The 18,710-nt window shown below is 36.4% G+C and carries 13 protein-coding genes and 2 tRNA genes; 7 read left to right on the top strand and 8 right to left on the bottom strand.

Going from position 1 to position 18,710, the window contains the following annotated elements:
• Window positions 1–4 precede the first annotated feature (4 nt).
• Window positions 5–1,921, top strand: coding sequence for an OmpA family protein (locus tag ABVM52_RS11110; RefSeq protein ID WP_405380480.1), 1,917 nt, complete (start codon window positions 5–7; stop codon window positions 1,919–1,921).
• A gap of 12 nt (window positions 1,922–1,933) precedes the next feature.
• On the opposite strand, the gene ABVM52_RS11115 is transcribed toward ABVM52_RS11110, so the two are convergent.
• The 5 genes from ABVM52_RS11115 to mutS form a co-directional block, all read right to left on the bottom strand.
• The gene (locus ABVM52_RS11115; protein ID WP_405380482.1) at window positions 1,934–3,190 is read right to left on the bottom strand and encodes an NRAMP family divalent metal transporter; all 1,257 of its coding nucleotides are present in this window, start codon (window positions 3,188–3,190) and stop codon (window positions 1,934–1,936) included.
• 60 nt (window positions 3,191–3,250) lie between these two features.
• A complete protein-coding gene (locus ABVM52_RS11120) occupies window positions 3,251–3,886 on the bottom strand; it encodes a vancomycin high temperature exclusion protein (RefSeq protein ID WP_405380484.1) in 636 nt (211 codons plus the stop codon).
• Window positions 3,887–3,992: 106 nt separating this feature from the next.
• Window positions 3,993–4,076 (bottom strand) — tRNA-Leu (locus ABVM52_RS11125).
• Window positions 4,077–4,120: 44 nt separating this feature from the next.
• Window positions 4,121–4,192: transfer RNA gene (locus tag ABVM52_RS11130), tRNA-Gly, on the bottom strand.
• Window positions 4,193–4,290: 98 nt separating this feature from the next.
• A complete protein-coding gene (gene mutS, locus ABVM52_RS11135; protein ID WP_405385120.1) occupies window positions 4,291–6,873 on the bottom strand; it encodes a DNA mismatch repair protein MutS in 2,583 nt (860 codons plus the stop codon).
• A gap of 163 nt (window positions 6,874–7,036) precedes the next feature.
• Here mutS and ABVM52_RS11140 point away from each other — a divergent pair, with 163 nt between their 5' ends.
• A complete protein-coding gene (locus ABVM52_RS11140) occupies window positions 7,037–7,567 on the top strand; it encodes an RNA methyltransferase (RefSeq protein WP_405380486.1) in 531 nt (176 codons plus the stop codon).
• A gap of 117 nt (window positions 7,568–7,684) precedes the next feature.
• On the opposite strand, the gene folK is transcribed toward ABVM52_RS11140, so the two are convergent.
• Complete coding sequence (gene folK / locus ABVM52_RS11145; RefSeq protein ID WP_405380488.1) at window positions 7,685–8,830, bottom strand: 2-amino-4-hydroxy-6-hydroxymethyldihydropteridine diphosphokinase; 1,146 nt, start codon at window positions 8,828–8,830, stop codon at window positions 7,685–7,687.
• Window positions 8,831–8,902: 72 nt separating this feature from the next.
• Between folK and sppA the strand changes: the two genes are divergently transcribed.
• The 3 genes from sppA to ABVM52_RS11160 are packed head-to-tail and all read left to right on the top strand — an operon-like array spanning window position 8,903 to window position 14,153.
• Window positions 8,903–10,663, top strand: a complete 1,761-nt coding sequence (sppA, locus tag ABVM52_RS11150; protein ID WP_405380490.1) for a signal peptide peptidase SppA — start codon at window positions 8,903–8,905, stop codon at window positions 10,661–10,663.
• A gap of 3 nt (window positions 10,664–10,666) precedes the next feature.
• Complete coding sequence (locus ABVM52_RS11155; RefSeq protein WP_405380492.1) at window positions 10,667–11,377, top strand: queuosine precursor transporter; 711 nt, start codon at window positions 10,667–10,669, stop codon at window positions 11,375–11,377.
• Between the two features lie 40 nt (window positions 11,378–11,417).
• Entirely contained in the window at window positions 11,418–14,153 is a 2,736-nt protein-coding gene (locus ABVM52_RS11160; RefSeq protein WP_405380494.1) for an AsmA-like C-terminal region-containing protein, read from the top strand.
• Here the strand turns inward: ABVM52_RS11160 and ABVM52_RS11165 are convergent.
• On the bottom strand, window positions 14,146–14,940 hold the full coding sequence (locus tag ABVM52_RS11165) for a DUF2797 domain-containing protein (protein ID WP_405380496.1): 795 nt from the start codon (window positions 14,938–14,940) through the stop codon (window positions 14,146–14,148). The genes ABVM52_RS11160 and ABVM52_RS11165 overlap by 8 nt on opposite strands.
• A 78-nt stretch (window positions 14,941–15,018) precedes the next feature.
• Here ABVM52_RS11165 and ABVM52_RS11170 point away from each other — a divergent pair, with 78 nt between their 5' ends.
• Window positions 15,019–16,533 carry a GH3 auxin-responsive promoter family protein gene (locus ABVM52_RS11170; protein ID WP_405380498.1) on the top strand — a complete coding sequence of 505 codons (1,515 nt, stop codon included), beginning with the start codon at window positions 15,019–15,021 and terminating at the stop codon, window positions 16,531–16,533.
• A gap of 248 nt (window positions 16,534–16,781) precedes the next feature.
• Entirely contained in the window at window positions 16,782–17,339 is a 558-nt protein-coding gene (locus ABVM52_RS11175) for an alpha/beta hydrolase (RefSeq protein WP_405380500.1), read from the top strand.
• Between the two features lie 76 nt (window positions 17,340–17,415).
• Here the strand turns inward: ABVM52_RS11175 and clpX are convergent, their stop codons facing one another.
• A complete protein-coding gene (gene clpX, locus ABVM52_RS11180) occupies window positions 17,416–18,651 on the bottom strand; it encodes an ATP-dependent Clp protease ATP-binding subunit ClpX (protein ID WP_405380501.1) in 1,236 nt (411 codons plus the stop codon).
• Between the last annotated feature and the right edge of the window lie 59 nt (window positions 18,652–18,710).

The raw sequence follows: 18,710 nt of genomic DNA on the forward strand, positions 1-18,710 counted from the left end.
GAAAATGAACTATAAACAATTCATAACAATACTATTTTTTCTTCCATTGCTATTATTGGGACAAAATAAAAAATCCAAGGCAGATGATTTATTCTATGCCTACCAATATGAAAAAGCGATTGCGGAATATAAGAGTGAGATGGCTAAAAGAACCCTTGCTAACGGACAATTATTGAATCTGGCCGATGCTTATTTTCAAACGGGTAAATTTGATGACGCCTCTAAGTTGTACTTGGAAGTCAATAAGAATGACACCATAATGACCGTAAATCAATTTAATAAATTGTTGCAGAGCCTAAGTAAGAATTCTGAACGGGATAGGGTAAAAACGTTCCTTAGATCTAAGGCGGACAAGTTGTCTCCTGAACTTCTTGAGAATGCAGAATTTAATTTCAGTCTTATGGAGATTGCTACGGATAACAGTAACACTATAATTAGTGGTATTGGGGCCAACAGTGCACAGGGCGATTTTTCACCCGCATTCTATAAAGATGGGTTGTTGTTTTCAAGTAGTAGGCTTCAAAAATCTAAAGGTGTATATGAACCTTCCGGTGAGTCGTATTTAGATATTTATTTCGGTAAGTTCGGTGCAGATGGTGAGCTGGTAGATGTTGAGGTTTTTGACCAGATTCCTAATTCTAAATTTCATAAATCTACTCCATATTATTCAGAAAAGTACGCATCGTTTTATTACATACTTTCCAATACCGAGAACGAAGAACTTGCTTATGATGAAAATGGAAAAAATGCATTGGCCATTGGTATTTTAAGGGATAATGGAAAATTTAGGTTTTTATTGAAGGATTTAAGTACCTCTTTTTATTATCCATTTTTAGACGATAAAACAGGTCGTTTATATTTTGCTGCTAATTTTGATGATAGTTATGGCGGTACAGATTTGTATTTTGTATATACCAACAATGGTCAAATAGTTTCTGCACCTAAAAATTTGGGGCCAAGGGTTAATTCCCCAGGTAATGAAATATCACCCTATATCCATAACGGTAGCTTATATTTCTCATCTGACATTTTTTATGGATTTGGCGGAATGGATATCTATAAATCCAATATATTGGATGGTGATGCATATACCATACCGGTTAACTTAGGGAGCGGTATCAATACGGTAGCGGATGACTTTGGTTTTATTATCAAAGAAGGGGATAATAATGATTTAACGGGTTATTTTTCATCAAATAGAGCTGGGGGCAAAGGTGGTGATGATCTTTATAGATTCAGTTTAAACAATACTCCTGGTTTAAAAACATTTACCCTTAAAGGTAAGGTGGTCAATTTAACAAATAAGGTGGGACTAGATAAGGTGAGTATAAAATTGTTGGATGGTGATGGGGAAGTGTTAAAGGAAACATCTTCAACTACGGATGGGGATTACAGAATTGAGGTGCCGTGGTCAAGTCAAATTACAGTACAGACTTCTAAGGAAGGCTATTCTCAATTAGCTACCACCTATTCAGAAGAGGGTATGGAAGATCTTCAAAACAAATCAATTAATATGGGGTTGGTTAAACTTGAAGATTTATTGACCAATAAAGAAGACAAAACTATCTTAAAACTAGATAAATTCTATTTTGATAAAGGAAAGTCAACCATGAACGCTCAAGTAGAAAAGGAGCTTAATAAAGTGGTTGATGCCGTTATGCACTTTCCTAATTTAAGAATGGTGATAGAAAACCATACGGACAGTAGGGGAAGTAGTGCCTACAATAAAAGGCTTTCTACAGATAGGGCCAATACCATTAAAAATTATTTGATAGAAAAAGGGGTAAGTCCCAATAATATTGTTGATGTGGTCGGTTTTGGAGAAGAAAAAATAAAGAACAACTGCACCAATGGCGCATATTGTTTGGATTTTCTTCATAAACAAAATGAACGTACTTTAATTGTTGTAGTGGATAAGTAAGGGTAGGCCATATTAAAAGATGATGATATAAAAATAATACAGCGAAAAACAGGATAAGAAAATAATTCCTAAATACGTCAATAACTTCAAGTATTTACTTGGCCTTAAATGGGGTGCTATATCATTGCTGGTAACGTTTTTCAAATTCATATAACCAATTATAGGGGCCACGACAAAGGAAACAAATGTGGCCAACGCAACAAGATTGCCCATGTTTGCGCTAAAAGCGGAAATGACCACAAAATTGACGATGGCCAAGAAAATAACGCCAATAGAAAAATACAATTTTTTGTTCTGCTCCTTACCTGTATCATCTCCCTTTAATAAAGAAATAGTATCCAAACTCACCCTGGTAATGGCATCATGTGCCGTCATGCATGTACTGAACATGGTAGCAAAGGCAGATATAGCTATGAACATATAGGCCCATGACCCAATATGCTCTGTAAATAAACGTACGATCTGATCTGCAAAATTTACGGCATTATTGCTAAGTTCCGTATGGGTTCCATACAGTGTAAACCAACCAATAATCATAAAGAATATGGCCAAAATACCGGTAATTGTATAGCCTATATTAAATTCATGTAATGATTCTTTTAAACTGGGTTTCGGTTGATTTTTCCACTTTTCAATACTCCAAAGGCTTACCCAACTAGAAGCTTCAACAGTAGTAGGCATCCACCCCATTAGTCCAATCAAAAATAATATTCCAACTTCATTGAATATGGGGTCAGGTTCAAAACCTGGGGCATGTGCAACCGGCCCTTGGTAAAGGACCAATGCTGTTGTAATCATCAATGCAAGAAATAAGATGCTTACCACAAATTTTAAACTGGTTTCAAGAAACTTGTACTTGCCGAAAATTAGTAATGCACTTATAAGAATAAACAACCATAATGCCACAGTAGCAACGGAACTATGGTCAATATTGAAAAGATTAATGAACAAACCGGCCGTAACGGTATACAGGGCGGCTAAAATGGTAAAGGTGGTCAATAGGGTAATTCCCGCGTAAAACCATAAATAGCCCTTACCTCTATTTAAATAACCTTCTATAAGGGTTTTATTGGTTATACTGGTATAGCGAACACCAAATTCAAAGAAAGGATATTTTAGGATATTGGCCATAATTATAGGAATGACCATGAGCCATCCGTATTGAGCTCCTGCCTTTGTGGACAAAACCAGATGGGAAGTGCCAATGGCCATACTGGCAAATAATAACCCTGGGCCTAGATTGCGAAGCAGTTTTCTTGTCTTGGACACGTTGTGCGATGTTGGTTGGTGTCCATAAATGTAAACTATTTAATTGAAGCTTTAAAAAACCTATTTTATTTCTATAGGTTCACCATAAAATTTAGGTTGGGTGTTTAGAAGAGCGTCTATAAATACCTTGACCCTGGCCAGATATTCCCTAAACTGAACTTTAATTCCTTGAGATGTAGATAGGTCTTGCGCATTGAACCCAATGGCATCCAGACCTTTTTGATGGGCAATATAAATGGCACGTTCATTATGGAATTGCTGGGAAATGACCGTTACTTTTTCCAATCCGAATATAAATTTGGCGCGCACCATGGAATCCAGTGTTCTAAACCCGGCATAATCCAGAAAGATGACATCTTCTGGTATGCCCGCTTTTATCAAATCTTTTTTAATAGTGTCCGGCTCATTATAATAAATGGTTCCGTTATCTCCACTTACCAATACAAATTTTATTTTATTGGCTTGGTACAGGGCAACTGTTGCATTGATCCGGTGGGTATAATAAGGGTTTGAAGAGCCGTTTGTTAGCCTGCTTGATGTGCCAAGGATTAAACCAACCCTGTTAGAAGGTATTTGTTGTACGTCAAAGAAGGTTCTATCCTCGGTAGTATGGGTAATAATGGTATTGCAAATAATGATTACGAGCAATAACGCTATTACTATGCCTCCCGTGATCTTTAAAATGTTTTTTAGCATCTACCCTAATTCTAGTTTAAAGATAGTGTTACCAAATAACTTTTAAAGCTCAAATTATGATTAAATAAAAAACCCTTGAAAATCAAAAGATTAACAAGGGTTTTTGTACTCGAGGCGGGACTTGAACCCGCACGCCCCAAAGAGCACAGGATTTTAAGTCCGGCGTGTCTACCAATTCCACCACTCGAGCCAATTTTGGTAGTAACTAAAAAAATCGTTTAACGATAATTTCTGAGCGAAAAACGGGATTCGAACCCGCGACCTCCACCTTGGCAAGGTGATGCTCTACCCCTGAGCTACTTTCGCAATTTTAATGAACGTGCATCTCCTAAAAGATGCGGGTGCAAATTTAATACAATTCTGCAAAAACCAAAGTAATTTTAAGCAAAAGAAATAAAAAAACTTTACGAAGTGGCTTTCTTGTTCTTCGTCAACAATCGTTTGATTTCGTTTAGTTTCATTAATGCCTCTACAGGTGTTAACGTATCTATGTCTAAATGAGTGATTTCCTCTTTTATTTCTTCCAATAGTGGATCGTCAAGATTAAAAAAGCTGAGCTGCATTTCATCAGAAGTATTTTTTAATTGATCGCTAATTTCACCGTTAGCATGTGTACTTTCTAATTTTTTTAGCATTTTATTGGCCTTTTGAATTACTTGTTGCGGCATTCCGGCCATTTTGGCCACATGTATTCCAAAACTATGCTCGCTACCCCCTGGCACCAATTTTCTAAGAAATAATACGGTATCCTCCAATTCCTTAATGGCCACGTTGAAATTTTTAATACGTGGAAAGGTGTTGGTCATTTCATTGAGCTCGTGGTAGTGGGTGGCGAACATGGTTTTTGCCCGCGCTGGATGTTCATGAAGGTATTCTGAGATGGCCCAGGCTATGGATATACCATCATAAGTACTTGTTCCCCTACCTATTTCGTCTAACAAAACCAAGCTGCGTTCAGAGAGGTTGTTCAGGATAGATGCGGTTTCGTTCATTTCTACCATGAAGGTAGATTCTCCCATAGAAATATTGTCGCTTGCCCCTACACGGGTAAAGATTTTATCGATAACACCAATTTGTGCATTTTCAGCAGGGACAAAACTTCCCATTTGTGCCAGGAGAACTATCAGCGCCGTTTGTCTTAATAAGGCAGATTTACCACTCATATTAGGGCCTGTTATCATTATAAATTGCTGATTGGAGCGGTCTAACAGTAAATCGTTGGCAATATACTGCTCCCCTAGTGGGAGTTGTTTTTCAATAACCGGATGGCGGCCATTGGTTATCGTTAAATCTGTGGAATCATTAAGATCGGGGCAGTGGTATGAATTTTCTTTGGCCAATTGGGCAAAACCGCATAGACAATCAATCTGGGCTATGAGCTGAGCATTATTTTGCACGGGTGTAATATATTCCTGCATCCAAACTACCAATTGGGAAAACAACTGTTGTTCTAAACTTAATATTCGGTCCTCTGCACCAAGAATCTTTGCTTCGTATTCTTTTAATTCGTCGGTAATGTAACGTTCCGCATTGACCAAGGTTTGTTTACGGGTCCATGATTCCGGCACTTTATCCTTATGGGTGTTTCTAACTTCAATATAATATCCAAATACATTATTGGAGGCTATTTTTAAAGACGTGATCCCTGTTGCGGCAGTTTCCCTCTCCAGCATATTCTTTAAGTAATTCTTGCCAGAAGTTGCCAAGTTTCTGAGCTCGTCCAATTCTTCAGAAAATCCAGGGGCAATGGTACTACCCTTTAGTAAATTGGCCGGGGCATCTTCACTGAGCATCTCCTTTATTTTGGCCCTAAGAAGATCGCAAGATTGTATTTGGTCTCCGGTAAGCGCCAATGCTTCGTTTTTTGAAGCGGTAGCCAATTGCTTTATAGGGATTAAGGCTTCGAGCGAATTTTTTAATTGAACTACTTCTTTAGGACAAACTTTACCCGTTGCTACTTTTGAAATTAAACGTTCCAAATCCCCCATCTGTTTAATATGATGCTGAAATTTATCCAGGGTAGTTTCATTATCATATAAAAAGGAGACAATTTGCTGTCTTCTTATGATTTTATCCAAGTTTTTTAATGGTAGCGCCAACCATCTTTTGATCATACGCCCACCCATTGGGGAAATAGTTTTGTCTATAACATCCAAAAGGGTAACGGCATTGATATTGGTAGAATGGTAAAGTTCTAGGTTTTTAATGGTAAATCTATCCATCCAAATATAGTCGTCCTCTGCAATGCGCTGTAACTTGGATATATGCTGTAATTGGCGGTGTTGGGTTTCGCCTAAATAATGTAAAATGACACCTGCAGCTATAGTGCCGCATACTAAATGGTCTACACCAAATCCTTTTAAGGTATTGGTCTTAAAATGGCCCGTTAGGTTTTCAAGTGCATAATCTTCTTGAAAAACCCAGTCTTCTAAATAAAATAAATGATGGTTCTTTCCAAAAGACGCCAGGAATTCCTTCTTATGGACCTTGGAAATCAAAATTTCGTTCGGTGAAAAATTCTGGAGTAATTTATCTATTTGTTCTTCACTACCTTCTGATGTTAGGAATTCTCCTGTGGAGATATCCAAAAAAGAAATCCCTATTTTTTTTCGTCCAAAATGAATGGCACAAAGAAAGTTGTTTGTTTTGGAGTGAAGGATATCATCGTTCATGGCCACCCCTGGGGTCACCAATTCCGTGACACCTCTTTTAACAATAGTTTTTGTTTGTTTGGGGTCTTCTAATTGATCACATATGGCTACACGTTGACCTGCTTTTACTAATTTGGGTAAATATGTGTTAAGAGAGTGGTGCGGAAACCCGGCAAGCTCCGTACGTTCACCGCCATTGTTTCTGTTGGTAAGGATTATTCCCAATATTTGCGAGGCCTTTACAGCATCTTCTCCAAAAGTTTCGTAAAAATCCCCTACCCTAAACAGTAATAATGCATCAGGATATTTATTCTTGATGGTATTATACTGCTTCATTAAAGGGGTTACCTTTTTTGTCTTTGTTTTATCCGCCACGTGATCTTTATCTCTTAATTTTGCACCTTCACGAAAGTATGATTTTATCAATGGATTTTAAATGATTGTTGATATTTGAGGATAAGTTTATCACAAACTTTCACCTAATTTATACAAGGTAATTATGCGCAAACTTAGAAATGATGAATTGGAAAGAAAAAATGTGGAAGACTTTAAACGTGCCCATAAAACACCAATTATTATTGTCTTGGATAATATTCGTAGTCTTAATAATATAGGGTCTGTATTTAGAACGGCAGATGCCTTTCTGGTCGAAAAAATTTATCTGTGCGGCATTACTGCCCAACCACCGCATAAGGATATTCATAAAACAGCTTTGGGGGCTACGGATAGTGTTGATTGGGAATATGTCTCAGATACAAAAGAATTGGTCAAAAGACTGCAAAAGGAAAACGGTCATATTATTGCCGTAGAACAAGCAGAAAATGCTACTATGTTACAAACCTATTTGCCCGCAATGAACAAAAAACAGGTATTGATATTTGGGAATGAGGTTAAAGGTGTAGCACAAGAGGTGGTCTCTTTAAGTGATGAGGTATTGGAAATTCCGCAATTTGGAACCAAGCATTCTTTAAACATAGCGGTAAGTGTTGGTGTTGTGGTGTGGGACTGTTGGAGTAAATTAAATGCATAAAAAAACCTGGTCATTGACCAGGTTTTTTGAGTATAGTTTGAGTTAGTTAGTTGCTCTTATGCTTGTGCAATAAAGCAAATCCTTTTCATTTACGCAAGAAATTGGTCAATAAATATCTTACTCTACGGTGGAAAGTGCAAAGTTTTCTATCTGCATCAATATGTTTTCATAATCTTCATTTCGGCTTACAAAATCCAATTCGCTTACATCTATGACCAGTTGATTATCCTTGGGGTAGGTCTTTAAAAAATCAAAATATCCCCTGTTAATTCGCTCTAAATAAGAGATTTCAATATTTTGTTCATAATCTCTTCCCCTCTGTTTTATTTGTTGCATTAATCGTGCAGTGGTCTGGTACAGGTATACGTAAATTCTGGGTTTTTTTACTTCTTTGTACATGAAGTTGAACACCTTTCGGTAGAGTTCAAATTCATTTTGTTGCAAGGTCACTTTTGCAAAAATGAGGGATTTGTAAATGTCATAGTCGCTCACCATAAAGCTTTTAAAAAGGTCCAATTGGTTGGTGTCTTCCGTAAACTGCTGGTACCGGTCTGCTAAAAAAGACATTTCCAATGGAAAGGCATAACGCGATTGGTCTTCATAAAAATTAGGTAAAAACGGGTTTTCGGCAAAGCGTTCTAAAATTAACTTAGCATTGAAATCTTCAGAAATTTGTGTGGCCAATGTAGTTTTTCCTGCGCCAATATTACCCTCTATGGCAATATATTCCAGACTTGAAAAAAAGGTATGTCTGTTTGTATATAGTTTTTTGTGGTACTTTAATATGGAACTTTTGTCCTTGCATTCCATCAATAGGTTTCTGGTGTCCTTATTGAGCAGAGGGTGGTAAAACTGTGGTGTAATATCTGCCAAAGGCTTAAGAATAAATTTCCGTTCCTGCATTTTAGGGTGCGGTACGGTAAGTTGTTCTGTGCTTATGACCTCTTTTTCATAGTAGATGATGTCAATATCCAGCGTTCTGTTTTGATAACCGTTTCTTTCTTTTCTTAAGCGCCCAAAGTGTTTTTCGATTTTTAAAATAGCATCCAATAAGTCCGTTGGTAGTAAGGTAGTCTGTATTTCTATACATGCATTTAGAAAATCTGCGCCTTCAAAACCCCAAGCGGGAGTCTCATATAAGGAAGATACCTGCCTAATTTCACCTGCTTGTCTTCCAATTTCAAAAATAGCTTTTTGTATAAGGATTTCGCGTTGCCCTAAATTACTTCCTATAGATAAAAATGCAGATTTGTATACTCCCATAATGTTAGGACAAAATAAAGAAAACATATTCACATTAGTTATCTTTGAAGTGGATTTAAAATTAAGATTTGCATGAATTTTTTGAGAAATTTTTTAGCATCTATTCTAGGCTCGTTGTTCGCTTTTGGGATTTTGTTCGTAATGTTCCTGATTTTTATTAGTCTGGTAGGTGCAAGTGAGGATGAGGCAACGGTAAAGAAAAATTCTGTATTGGAACTCCAATTACAACGGCCAATTTCAGATTATACGGGTACAAATGAAGTGGACCCATTTTCAGTCATTTTTGAACAGTCCCAAGGTTTAGACGAAATAATTCATGCCATAGAAGTTGCCAAGAACGATGATCGTATAAAAGGGATAAGTATCAATAATAACTTTATTATTGCCGGTTTGGCGCAAACACAGGCCATCAGAAACTCTTTGGAAGATTTTAAATCTACTGGCAAGTTTATTTATGCCTATGCTGATTTTTATATGCAAAGAGATTACTATTTGGCAAGTGTTGCAGATTCTATATTTATGAACCCTGTTGGGGTGTTGGATTTTAAAGGGTTGTCTACCGAAGTACTTTATTATAAGGACTTGCAGGAAAAATCTGGTGTAAAAATGGAGGTGATCAGGCACGGTAAGTACAAAAGTGCGGTTGAACCATATTTGCAAAACTCCATGAGTGAGGACAATAGGACCCAATTATCGGAATTGCTACAATCTCTTTGGAATTCTATGGTCAAAGATATGTCTAGAACTAGGTCCATAACAGAAAGTAACTTAAATATTATAGCGGACACTCTAGGTGGTAGAACTCCGGAGTATGCCATAAAATCCGGTTTGGTAGACCGTATTCTTTTTTATGATGAATACGAGAAAAAGTTATCTGAAGCTTTAGGGGTTAATGAAAGTAAGGATATTAATTATAGCACATTGGACGATTATGTAAAATACTCCAACAAAAAGATATTAAAAAAAGGTGACGATAAGATTGCCATAGTTTTTGCCCAAGGAGAAATATTTTATGGAGAAGGTGGTCCGGATATTATAGGGCAAGGTATTATTAATGAAGCAATAATTAAGGCACGAGAGGATAAGCGGGTAAAAGCAGTGGTGCTAAGGGTGAATTCCCCTGGAGGCAGTGCGTTAACCTCGGATATTATTTGGCGAGAAGTTGCTTTGACCAAAGATGTTAAACCGGTAGTGGTCTCTATGGGGAACGTTGCGGCCTCAGGCGGATACTATATTGCTGCAGGAGCGGATAAAATATTTGCCCAACCAACTACCATTACAGGTTCAATAGGAGTGTTCGGAACCATACCAAATATGACGGAATTGGCGGAGGATATAGGTATTAATGCAGAACAAGTAGGCACCAATGCCAATGCCATAGACTATTCTCTTTTTGAACCAATGAAAGAAAGTTTTAAAAACCAAGTACAGGAAAGCATTGAAGATACGTACCAAACCTTTTTGGATCGGGTGTCTCAAGGTAGAAACCTGACCATGGCCCAAGTAGATAGTGTGGCCCAGGGTAGGGTATGGAGTGGAACCGAGGCAATGCAAGTTGGGTTGGTCGATGAGTTGGGCAATTTAGATGATGCTATTAAAGCGGCTGCCGAAATTGCCGGATTGGAAACTTATGGCATTAAAAAATTCCCGAAGTACAAGAGTGGTTTTGAACGATTTATGGAAGACCTAGAAGGAGCAAGCGTTCAATTAAAGGAAAATTTGATAAAAAATGAGATAGGGGATGAGGCATATATGATTTTAAAGGAACTAAAAACTTTTAAAGAAAGAGAAGGAATCCAAGCAAGAATGCCTTTTGCACTTGATATCAAATAAGGAATGACGAAAAGGGATAGGAAACTGGCACAGCGCATATATTTATATCTTGGGGCATTGTTCATAACCTCCTTGGTAGTTTCCAACCTTATTTTTCAAAAATTTTTCTATTGGAATCCGTTTGGTGATGTTACGGTTTTTGGCGTGTCATTATTTGAGGTTTCTGTTGGGATATTACCTTACCCTATTACCTTTCTAATTACAGATTTAATTTCTGAAATTTATGGTCGTAAAATGGCCAACCAAATTGTAACCGCCGGTATATTTGCCTCTTTCTTTTCTATGGGAATAATAATGGTTGCAGATTTGGCGCCGGCAATAGCTTCTTCGCCAATAGATGATCAGTTGTTCACCAAGGTATTTGCACTTTCGCCCATTGCTGTTTTAGCATCAATGATTGCTTATTTGTTGGCCCAATATGTAGACGTGGCCATATATCATTTTTGGAAGAAACTTACCAAGGGTAAATATTTATGGTTAAGAAATAATTTCTCCACCTTTTTATCGCAATTTCTAGATACGTTTACCGTTGTTGGTTTGTTATGTGTTTTTAAGGTATTGCCTTGGAACCTATTTTTTGGATTGGTGGTCAGTGGATTCATTTTTAAGATATTTATAGCATTTGTTGACACCCCTATTCTTTATTTCTTCGTATATATTATGAGGAAACGTTTTGGTCTAAAACAAAATGAGGAATTAGACTTGGATTTTTAAAAAGGCTGTAAGGCCATTATAAAAAGAAGTATAAAATATTATGGGTAAGAAAATAATAAAGATTGTTGGTGTAATTGTAGTTCTTATTGTAGCTGTTTTGATTGCTGCTCCCTTTTTTTTGGAAGCTAAAATTGGGGATATTGTAAAGAATAACGTTAATAAAAATGTGAATGCCACATTAGATTTTGCCGATGCGGATTTAAGTTTGATCAGTAGCTTTCCAAATGCCGAGGTACAGTTTAAGGAGGTTGTATTAATCAATAAAGCTCCTTTTGAAGGTGATACATTATTTACGGCAGATAATCTTGGCCTTACTATGGGCATTATGCAATTATTTAAAGGTGCGGGTGAGCCCATTGCCATTAATGATTTTAATGTAGACGGGGCATATTTAAATATTGTGGTAAATGAACAGGAGAATGCCAATTATGATATTGCTATAGCATCTGAAAACACTGCAGTAGAAGAATCTCAGGCCACTGAAGGGTTTTCGTTTGATCTACAAGCTTATGATATTACGAATTCACGCATTTATTATACGGACAAAGCTGCAGGAATAACTTTTAAGATGCATGACGTTCAACATAGCGGTACGGGAGATTTATCCTTGGTTACGTCAGAATTGGATACACATACCAAAGCCTTGGTTTCATTGGAAATGGATAGTGTAAATTATTTGAACAAGAATAAAGTTCAACTAGACGCCTTAATTGGTATTGACCTAAATGAAAATAAATATTCCTTTTTGAAGAATGAGGCGCTGGTGAATCAACTTCCTCTGGTCTTTGATGGTTTTGTAAAAATAAATGATACCAATCAAGAAATAGACATAACGTTTAAAACACCGTCATCTGATTTTAAAAACTTTTTAGGTGTTATACCGGAAACCTACTCAAAAAATATAGAGAATGTGACAACCACCGGTGAATTTGTAGTCAATGGTAATTTTAATGGAATAGTGGATGAAAAGCATATTCCAAAATTTAATGTTGCTATTAAATCTGACAATGCATCTTTCAAATATCCAGATTTACCAAAGGCTGTACGCAACGTATTTTTAGATATTAAATTGAACAATACCACAGGAATTGCAGAAGATACATATGTGGAAATTAATAAGGCGTCATTTATGATAGATGAGGATAAGTTCAACCTTACTTCTACTATCAGTGAACTTATGGGGAATACCAAGGTGAAGGCGCATGTAGATGGGGCAATGAATTTGGCTAATATATCCCAAGCTTATCCTGTTCCTGCTGAATATGATTTAAAAGGCATGCTAAAAGCAGATATTACTACGGCATTTGACATGGCATCAGTAGAGAAACAACAGTATGGCAATACCAATACAATAGGTAATTTTAGTGTTGACAATTTTGAGTATAATTCAGATGAATTAGCCAATGCGGTCAAATTCAGTACGGCACGGTTAACTTTTAATCCAAAAACCGTAACATTGAACAGTTTAAACGGTACAACAGGAAAAACAGATTTTGATATTACCGGGACTATAAACAATCTTTTAGGGTTTATGTTCAACGAAGAAAATGTTGAAGGTAGCTTTAATCTTAAGTCCAACACTTTTGCCTTGAACGATTTTATGGTTGCCGATGAAGCGTCCACGACCGAAAGCTCATCTGACAGTTCTAGTGAAGGGCAAGTTAATAGCGCTGATAAGATCAAGATTCCTTCCTTTTTAGATGCTACGATCAATGCAAATGCCAAACAAGTGCTCTATGATGATATTGTTTTGAACAATGTAAACGGGGTTTTGGTCATAAAGGATGAAACGGCCAAGCTACAAAATATGTCTTCAGGAATTTTTGGGGGTAAAATGGCTTTCAATGGAGAGGTGTCCACTAAATCGGAAACGCCTACTTTTAATATGAAATTGGATTTGGAGCAGTTGGGTATTCAAGACGCCTTTGGTTCATTGGAGCTTTTTAAATCCTTAGCGCCTATAGCCCAGGTTTTAAAAGGAAAACTAAGTTCTGATATTTCTTTATCCGGTAATTTAACAGATGATTTATTACCTAATCTATTGTCATTGACCGGAGAACTTTTTGCAGATATAGCTACTGATGATATTGATACGGAATCTGCACCGCTACTTACCGCTTTAGTGGGTAAGTTGAGTTTTATAGATTTAGACCAGTTGAATTTAAAAGACCTTAAAACATCCCTTAGTTTTAAGGACGGTGTTGTAAACGTTAAGCCTTTTACGGTTAATTATAAGGATGTGGCCATTAATGTGGATGGTAACCATACCTTTGATAAAAAACTGAATTACAAGGCAACATTACAGGTGCCTGCCAAATATTTAGGATCAGAGGTTACCAAAATGATTGCAAAAATTGATGATCCTTCACTTCAGGATGTTACTATTCCGGTAACGGCTAATATTGGTGGCGTATATAATAGTCCTCAAGTGTCTACTGACTTAACATCAGGTGTAAAGCAATTGACTTCCAAGTTAATTGAAATAGAAAAACAAAAGTTAATTACCAAAGGAAAAGATAAAGCCAAGGATTTGATAGGGGGTATTTTAAATGGCAATCAGCAAAAAACTGATTCCGTTAAAAATGACACTGTCACAAACAAGCAAAAGGCAAAAGATATCATTGGAGGTATTTTAACCTCTCCAAAATCTAAAGATAGTACCGCAGTTAAACAAGATAGTACTCCTGCAAAAAGCGGTAATAATGCTATTAAGGAAAAAGCAAAAGATGTCTTGGGCGGTTTATTCGGTAAAAAGAAAAAGGACACCGTTAATTAATGGTTATGCCCACATAAAACCCTTCGCTTCCTCTAACGTTAAATACCATGTTGTCCTCAAAAATAAGGTACTGCCCTTTTATGCCTTTTAATTTTCCAGAATAGGTTGGGGTTTTGGTTAAATTTAAACTTTTGACCTTAGTAGGATACTGAATTACAGGGAACTCTAGTTGGGTTTCTTCCCGGCTGGCTAAATAGTAGGGTAGTACTTCCTCAGGTAAATAAACTTTTAATTTTTCGCGCCATTCCACTAAATTTTCATCTACGATGTTATTGGTCAACATGGTGCGCCAATTGGTTTTGTCCCCAACATGGTCTTTTAGGGCTACTTCGGTAATTCCCGCCAAGTATCGGTTAGGTACTTCTACAATTTCAATGGCCTCGTGTGCACCTTGGTCGATCCAACGCGTAGGAACTTGTCCTTTTCGTGTAACACCTACCTTAATATTGCTACTATTGGCCAAATACACAATATGTGGCTGTAACTGCACTTTTTTCTCATATTCTAAATCTCTATCCTCTTTGTCCAAATGGGCAGTACTAAGTTCCGGTCTCATGATCCAATCTCCTGCTGAGGGTATTTCAAAAAAACAGGTTCTACAAAAACCTTGTCTGTAGATAGGTCTATCATTTCCACAATTAAGACACTGATGTTTTATAAAACTAATAGTTAGCTGTTTATCAAGTACTTGGTTTACATTTAAAAAATCAGTTTCAAACAGCATATAATATTGAATGGGTTGTCCAATTTCTGTTTGCATTTTTTTTAGTACTCCTTGGTATTGCATGTTTAATTGCTTAATGTATTGTCAATTTGAAAATGATCCTTTTATACGCTACTTTTAGCAATACAAAGATACCTATAAATGCCAATAACTTTATTTAATTCCATTGCCTCTTGGTTGCTGAAAAAGCGCTATCACCAAATAGAACTTTTTTTAAAATATCCAGAAGAAGTACAGGAAGAGGTGTTGTTACAGCTGCTGGAATTTGCCGAGGATACAGAGATAGGAAGAACGTATGAATTTGAAGCCATCGACTCATATAAAATATTCAAGGAAAGACTGCCCATAGTCTCTTATGAAGAAATAGAACCTGTAATAGAACGGACAAGAAAAGGGGAGCAGAATCTATTTTGGCCTACTAAGGTTAAACTATTTGCCAAAAGTAGTGGTACCACCAATGCCAAAAGCAAATTTATTCCGGTAAGTGGAGAGGCACTTGAAGATTGTCATTATAAATCTAGCAAGGATTTGTTGTGTTTATATTTGAACAACAATGAAAATTCCCAATTGTTTACAGGTAAAAGTTTGCGCTTAGGTGGTAGTAAGGAACTATATGAGGACAATGGGTCTTTCTTTGGTGATCTTTCCGCAATATTAATAGATAATATGCCATTATGGGCAGAATATAGTAGTACACCTAGCAATAAGGTTTCTTTAATGAGCGAATGGGAGAGTAAACTTACGGCCATTATTAAAGAAAGTGTGCAGGAGAACGTAACAAGTTTGGCGGGGGTACCTTCTTGGATGCTTGTTTTGTTGAATCAAGTTTTACAGGAAACCGGTAAAGAAAACTTGTTTCAAGTTTGGGAGCATTTAGAAGTTTACTTTCATGGTGGGGTCAATTTTAGCCCTTACAAGGAACAGTATAAAAACCTGCTGCCTAAAAATGATTTTAATTACTATGAAATTTATAATGCCTCTGAAGGTTTTTTTGCTATACAGGATAGAAATAATGCCGATGATCTTTTGCTGATGCTAGATTATGGTATTTTTTATGAATTTATTCCAATGCAAACCTATGGTTCATTGCAGGAAGACGTTGTACCGTTATGGGAGGTACAATTGGGTGTAAATTATGCAATTGTTATTACCACAAATTCTGGCTTATGGCGGTATAAAATTGGTGATACCGTTAGATTTACATCTAAAAGTCCTTACCGGATAAAAGTTACCGGAAGAACTAAGCATCATATAAATGTCTTTGGGGAAGAATTGATTATTGAGAATGCCGAAGAGGCGCTTAAACAAGTCTGCAAAAGAACAAATGCCGAAATTAAGGATTATACGGCCGGACCTGTATTTATGAGCAATAAGGAAAAAGGTGCCCATGAATGGATTATTGAATTTAGAACCATGCCCAATAATATGGATGTGTTTATTGACATTTTGGATGAATCCTTAAAAGCACTGAATTCTGACTATGAGGCTAAGAGATACAATAACATCACCTTAAATAGGCCTGTAGTCAACATTGCACGTAAAGATTTGTTCTATGATTGGCTAAAGGCTAACGGTAAATTGGGGGGTCAACATAAAATTCCTAGGTTATCAAATACAAGGGATTATATTGATGAACTTTTGCAATTGAACATCTAATTTGCTCTATACATACCAATTATTAACCTATTTGCAACATTCTTTCATAGGAGCCAAAAAGTTGAATTAACTTTGTTTTGGATATGTAACAGAGTTAAACAAGTTTGACTACGGCTTTTCATTTTCCCGCCTTAAAAAAGGGACTACACCGATAATTTTAGCGGGTAAACAATTAAATTACGGAAAAATGAAGCTAATTGTACAACTTGCTGTAGGAAAACTTAACCAAACAATAAAATATTATTATTATGGCAGAAAAACTAGTAATCGTTTCAGACATGTGGGGTGCTAAAAAGGGGTTGTGGATAACTTCATACCTTGGCTATCTTCAGCAATATTTTGATATTACTTTTTATGATAGCCAGCAATTGGCCAATATTGATTTGGTAATACAATCAGAAGAGAACGTGCATAATGCATTTGTAAATGGTGGTATAGATACCGCTGTCTCTCATTTATTGAAAAAGGAAAAAGAACCATGTTATTATTTGGCATTTAGTACAGGAGGAACTATTGTGTGGGAGGCTGCAAAACGTGGTTTGCCAGTGAAATCATTATACAATGTTTCTGCAACTAGAATACGTTTAAAGAATGATAGGCCCCATGTGCCATTTCATTTGCTTTATGGTGAAAAAGATGAGTTTATACCTAGTGAGGATTGGGCCAATAGATTAGGAGTGGATATGGAAATTATACCAAATTATGGGCATACCTTATATACCGATGAAAAGATCATACGTAAAGTATGTTTAGACTTGTTAAAAGAGGTTACACAAATTTCACCACAGGTTAAAAAAGTGGTTTGAAAGACATAATGATATAAATAAAAAAAGCGAGGACATATGTCCTCGCTTTTTTTATGCTTTCATTTTAAGTTTTTTGTTATGAAACCGCCTTTAATTTTTTGACCGTCTCATAAGAAAGTTTTTCCTCTGCGTATGGTTTAGTAACCTTAAACTTAGATTCCTCTGTACTTGGCATTTCAAACATTGCGTCCGTAAATATTGCTTCACATAATGAGCGTAATCCCCTAGCGCCAAGCTTATATTCAATAGCCTTGTCTACTATATAATCCAATGCTTGATCTGTAATGGTAAATGTAATGTCATCCATTGCAAAAAGCTTTTCATACTGCTTTATAATAGCATTTTTTGGCTCTGTGAGTATTGCTCGTAACGTCTTTTTATCCAAAGGATTCATGTGGGTAAGTACGGGCAACCTTCCTATGATTTCAGGAATTAAACCAAATTCTTTTAAATCTCTTGGAATAATATATTGAAGCATGTTGGAAGTATCCAAAAAGTTATCAGCCTTAGATGCACTATAACCAACGGCTTGCATATTTAATCTCTTGGTGATGGTTCTTTCAATTCCATCAAAAGCACCACCGGCAATAAATAATATGTTCTCAGTATTTACCTCTATAAATTTTTGATCAGGATGTTTTCTTCCTCCCTTAGGTGGAACATTAACTGTAGTACCTTCCAATAATTTCAATAAACCTTGTTGCACCCCTTCTCCAGAAACATCTCTGGTTATAGATGGGTTATCGCCTTTTCTGGCAATTTTATCAATTTCATCAATGAATACAATACCTCTTTCAGCTTTTTCAAGATTGTAATCCGCCGCTTGTAATAGTCGTGTTAAAATACTTTCAACATCTTCACCTACATAACCCGCTTCTGTCAAAACAGTGGCATCTACAATGGCCAAGGGTACATTTAATAATTTGGAAATTGTTTTGGCCATTAATGTCTTACCGGTTCCGGTCTGGCCAACCATGATAATATTACTCTTTTGAATCTCTATATCATCTTTTTTGGATGGTGGTTGCAATAATCTCTTATAGTGATTATAAACGGCAACAGACATTACTTTTTTGGTACGTTCCTGACCTATAATGAACGTGTCTAAAAATTCCTTTATTTCTTGAGGTTTTTTCAAGACCAATTCAGAAGAAAGATCATTGATCTTAGTCTGCTTTGATTCCTCTGCAACTATACCATGTGCCTGTTCAATACACCGATCACATATGTGCGCATCCAGACCAGCTATCAACAAATTTGTCTCTGGCTTTTTTCTGCCGCAAAATGAACATTCTAAATTTTCCTTTGCCATTATCTATCTTCTCTTTGCTATACCAATTAACGAATTAAATTCGTTTTTGGTTTAAAATC

The sequence above is a fragment of the Maribacter sp. LLG6340-A2 genome, from assembly GCF_045057105.1.
Taxonomy (GTDB): domain Bacteria; phylum Bacteroidota; class Bacteroidia; order Flavobacteriales; family Flavobacteriaceae; genus Maribacter.

What these genes read in the sequence shown, in the direction of transcription:
- ABVM52_RS11140 (WP_405380486.1), top strand. Translation starts at nt 7,037, where the DNA reads ATGCGCAAACTTAGAAATGATGAATTGGAAAGAAAAAATGTGGAAGAC.
- ABVM52_RS11160 (WP_405380494.1), top strand. Translation starts at nt 11,418, where the DNA reads ATGGGTAAGAAAATAATAAAGATTGTTGGTGTAATTGTAGTTCTTATT.
- mutS (WP_405385120.1), bottom strand. Translation starts at nt 6,873, where the DNA reads ATGAAGCAGTATAATACCATCAAGAATAAATATCCTGATGCATTATTA.
- ABVM52_RS11165 (WP_405380496.1), bottom strand. Translation starts at nt 14,940, where the DNA reads ATGCAATACCAAGGAGTACTAAAAAAAATGCAAACAGAAATTGGACAA.
- folK (WP_405380488.1), bottom strand. Translation starts at nt 8,830, where the DNA reads ATGGGAGTATACAAATCTGCATTTTTATCTATAGGAAGTAATTTAGGG.
- sppA (WP_405380490.1), top strand. Translation starts at nt 8,903, where the DNA reads ATGAATTTTTTGAGAAATTTTTTAGCATCTATTCTAGGCTCGTTGTTC.
- ABVM52_RS11175 (WP_405380500.1), top strand. Translation starts at nt 16,782, where the DNA reads ATGGCAGAAAAACTAGTAATCGTTTCAGACATGTGGGGTGCTAAAAAG.
- ABVM52_RS11110 (WP_405380480.1), top strand. Translation starts at nt 5, where the DNA reads ATGAACTATAAACAATTCATAACAATACTATTTTTTCTTCCATTGCTA.
- clpX (WP_405380501.1), bottom strand. Translation starts at nt 18,651, where the DNA reads ATGGCAAAGGAAAATTTAGAATGTTCATTTTGCGGCAGAAAAAAGCCA.
- ABVM52_RS11155 (WP_405380492.1), top strand. Translation starts at nt 10,667, where the DNA reads ATGACGAAAAGGGATAGGAAACTGGCACAGCGCATATATTTATATCTT.
- ABVM52_RS11120 (WP_405380484.1), bottom strand. Translation starts at nt 3,886, where the DNA reads ATGCTAAAAAACATTTTAAAGATCACGGGAGGCATAGTAATAGCGTTA.
- ABVM52_RS11170 (WP_405380498.1), top strand. Translation starts at nt 15,019, where the DNA reads ATGCCAATAACTTTATTTAATTCCATTGCCTCTTGGTTGCTGAAAAAG.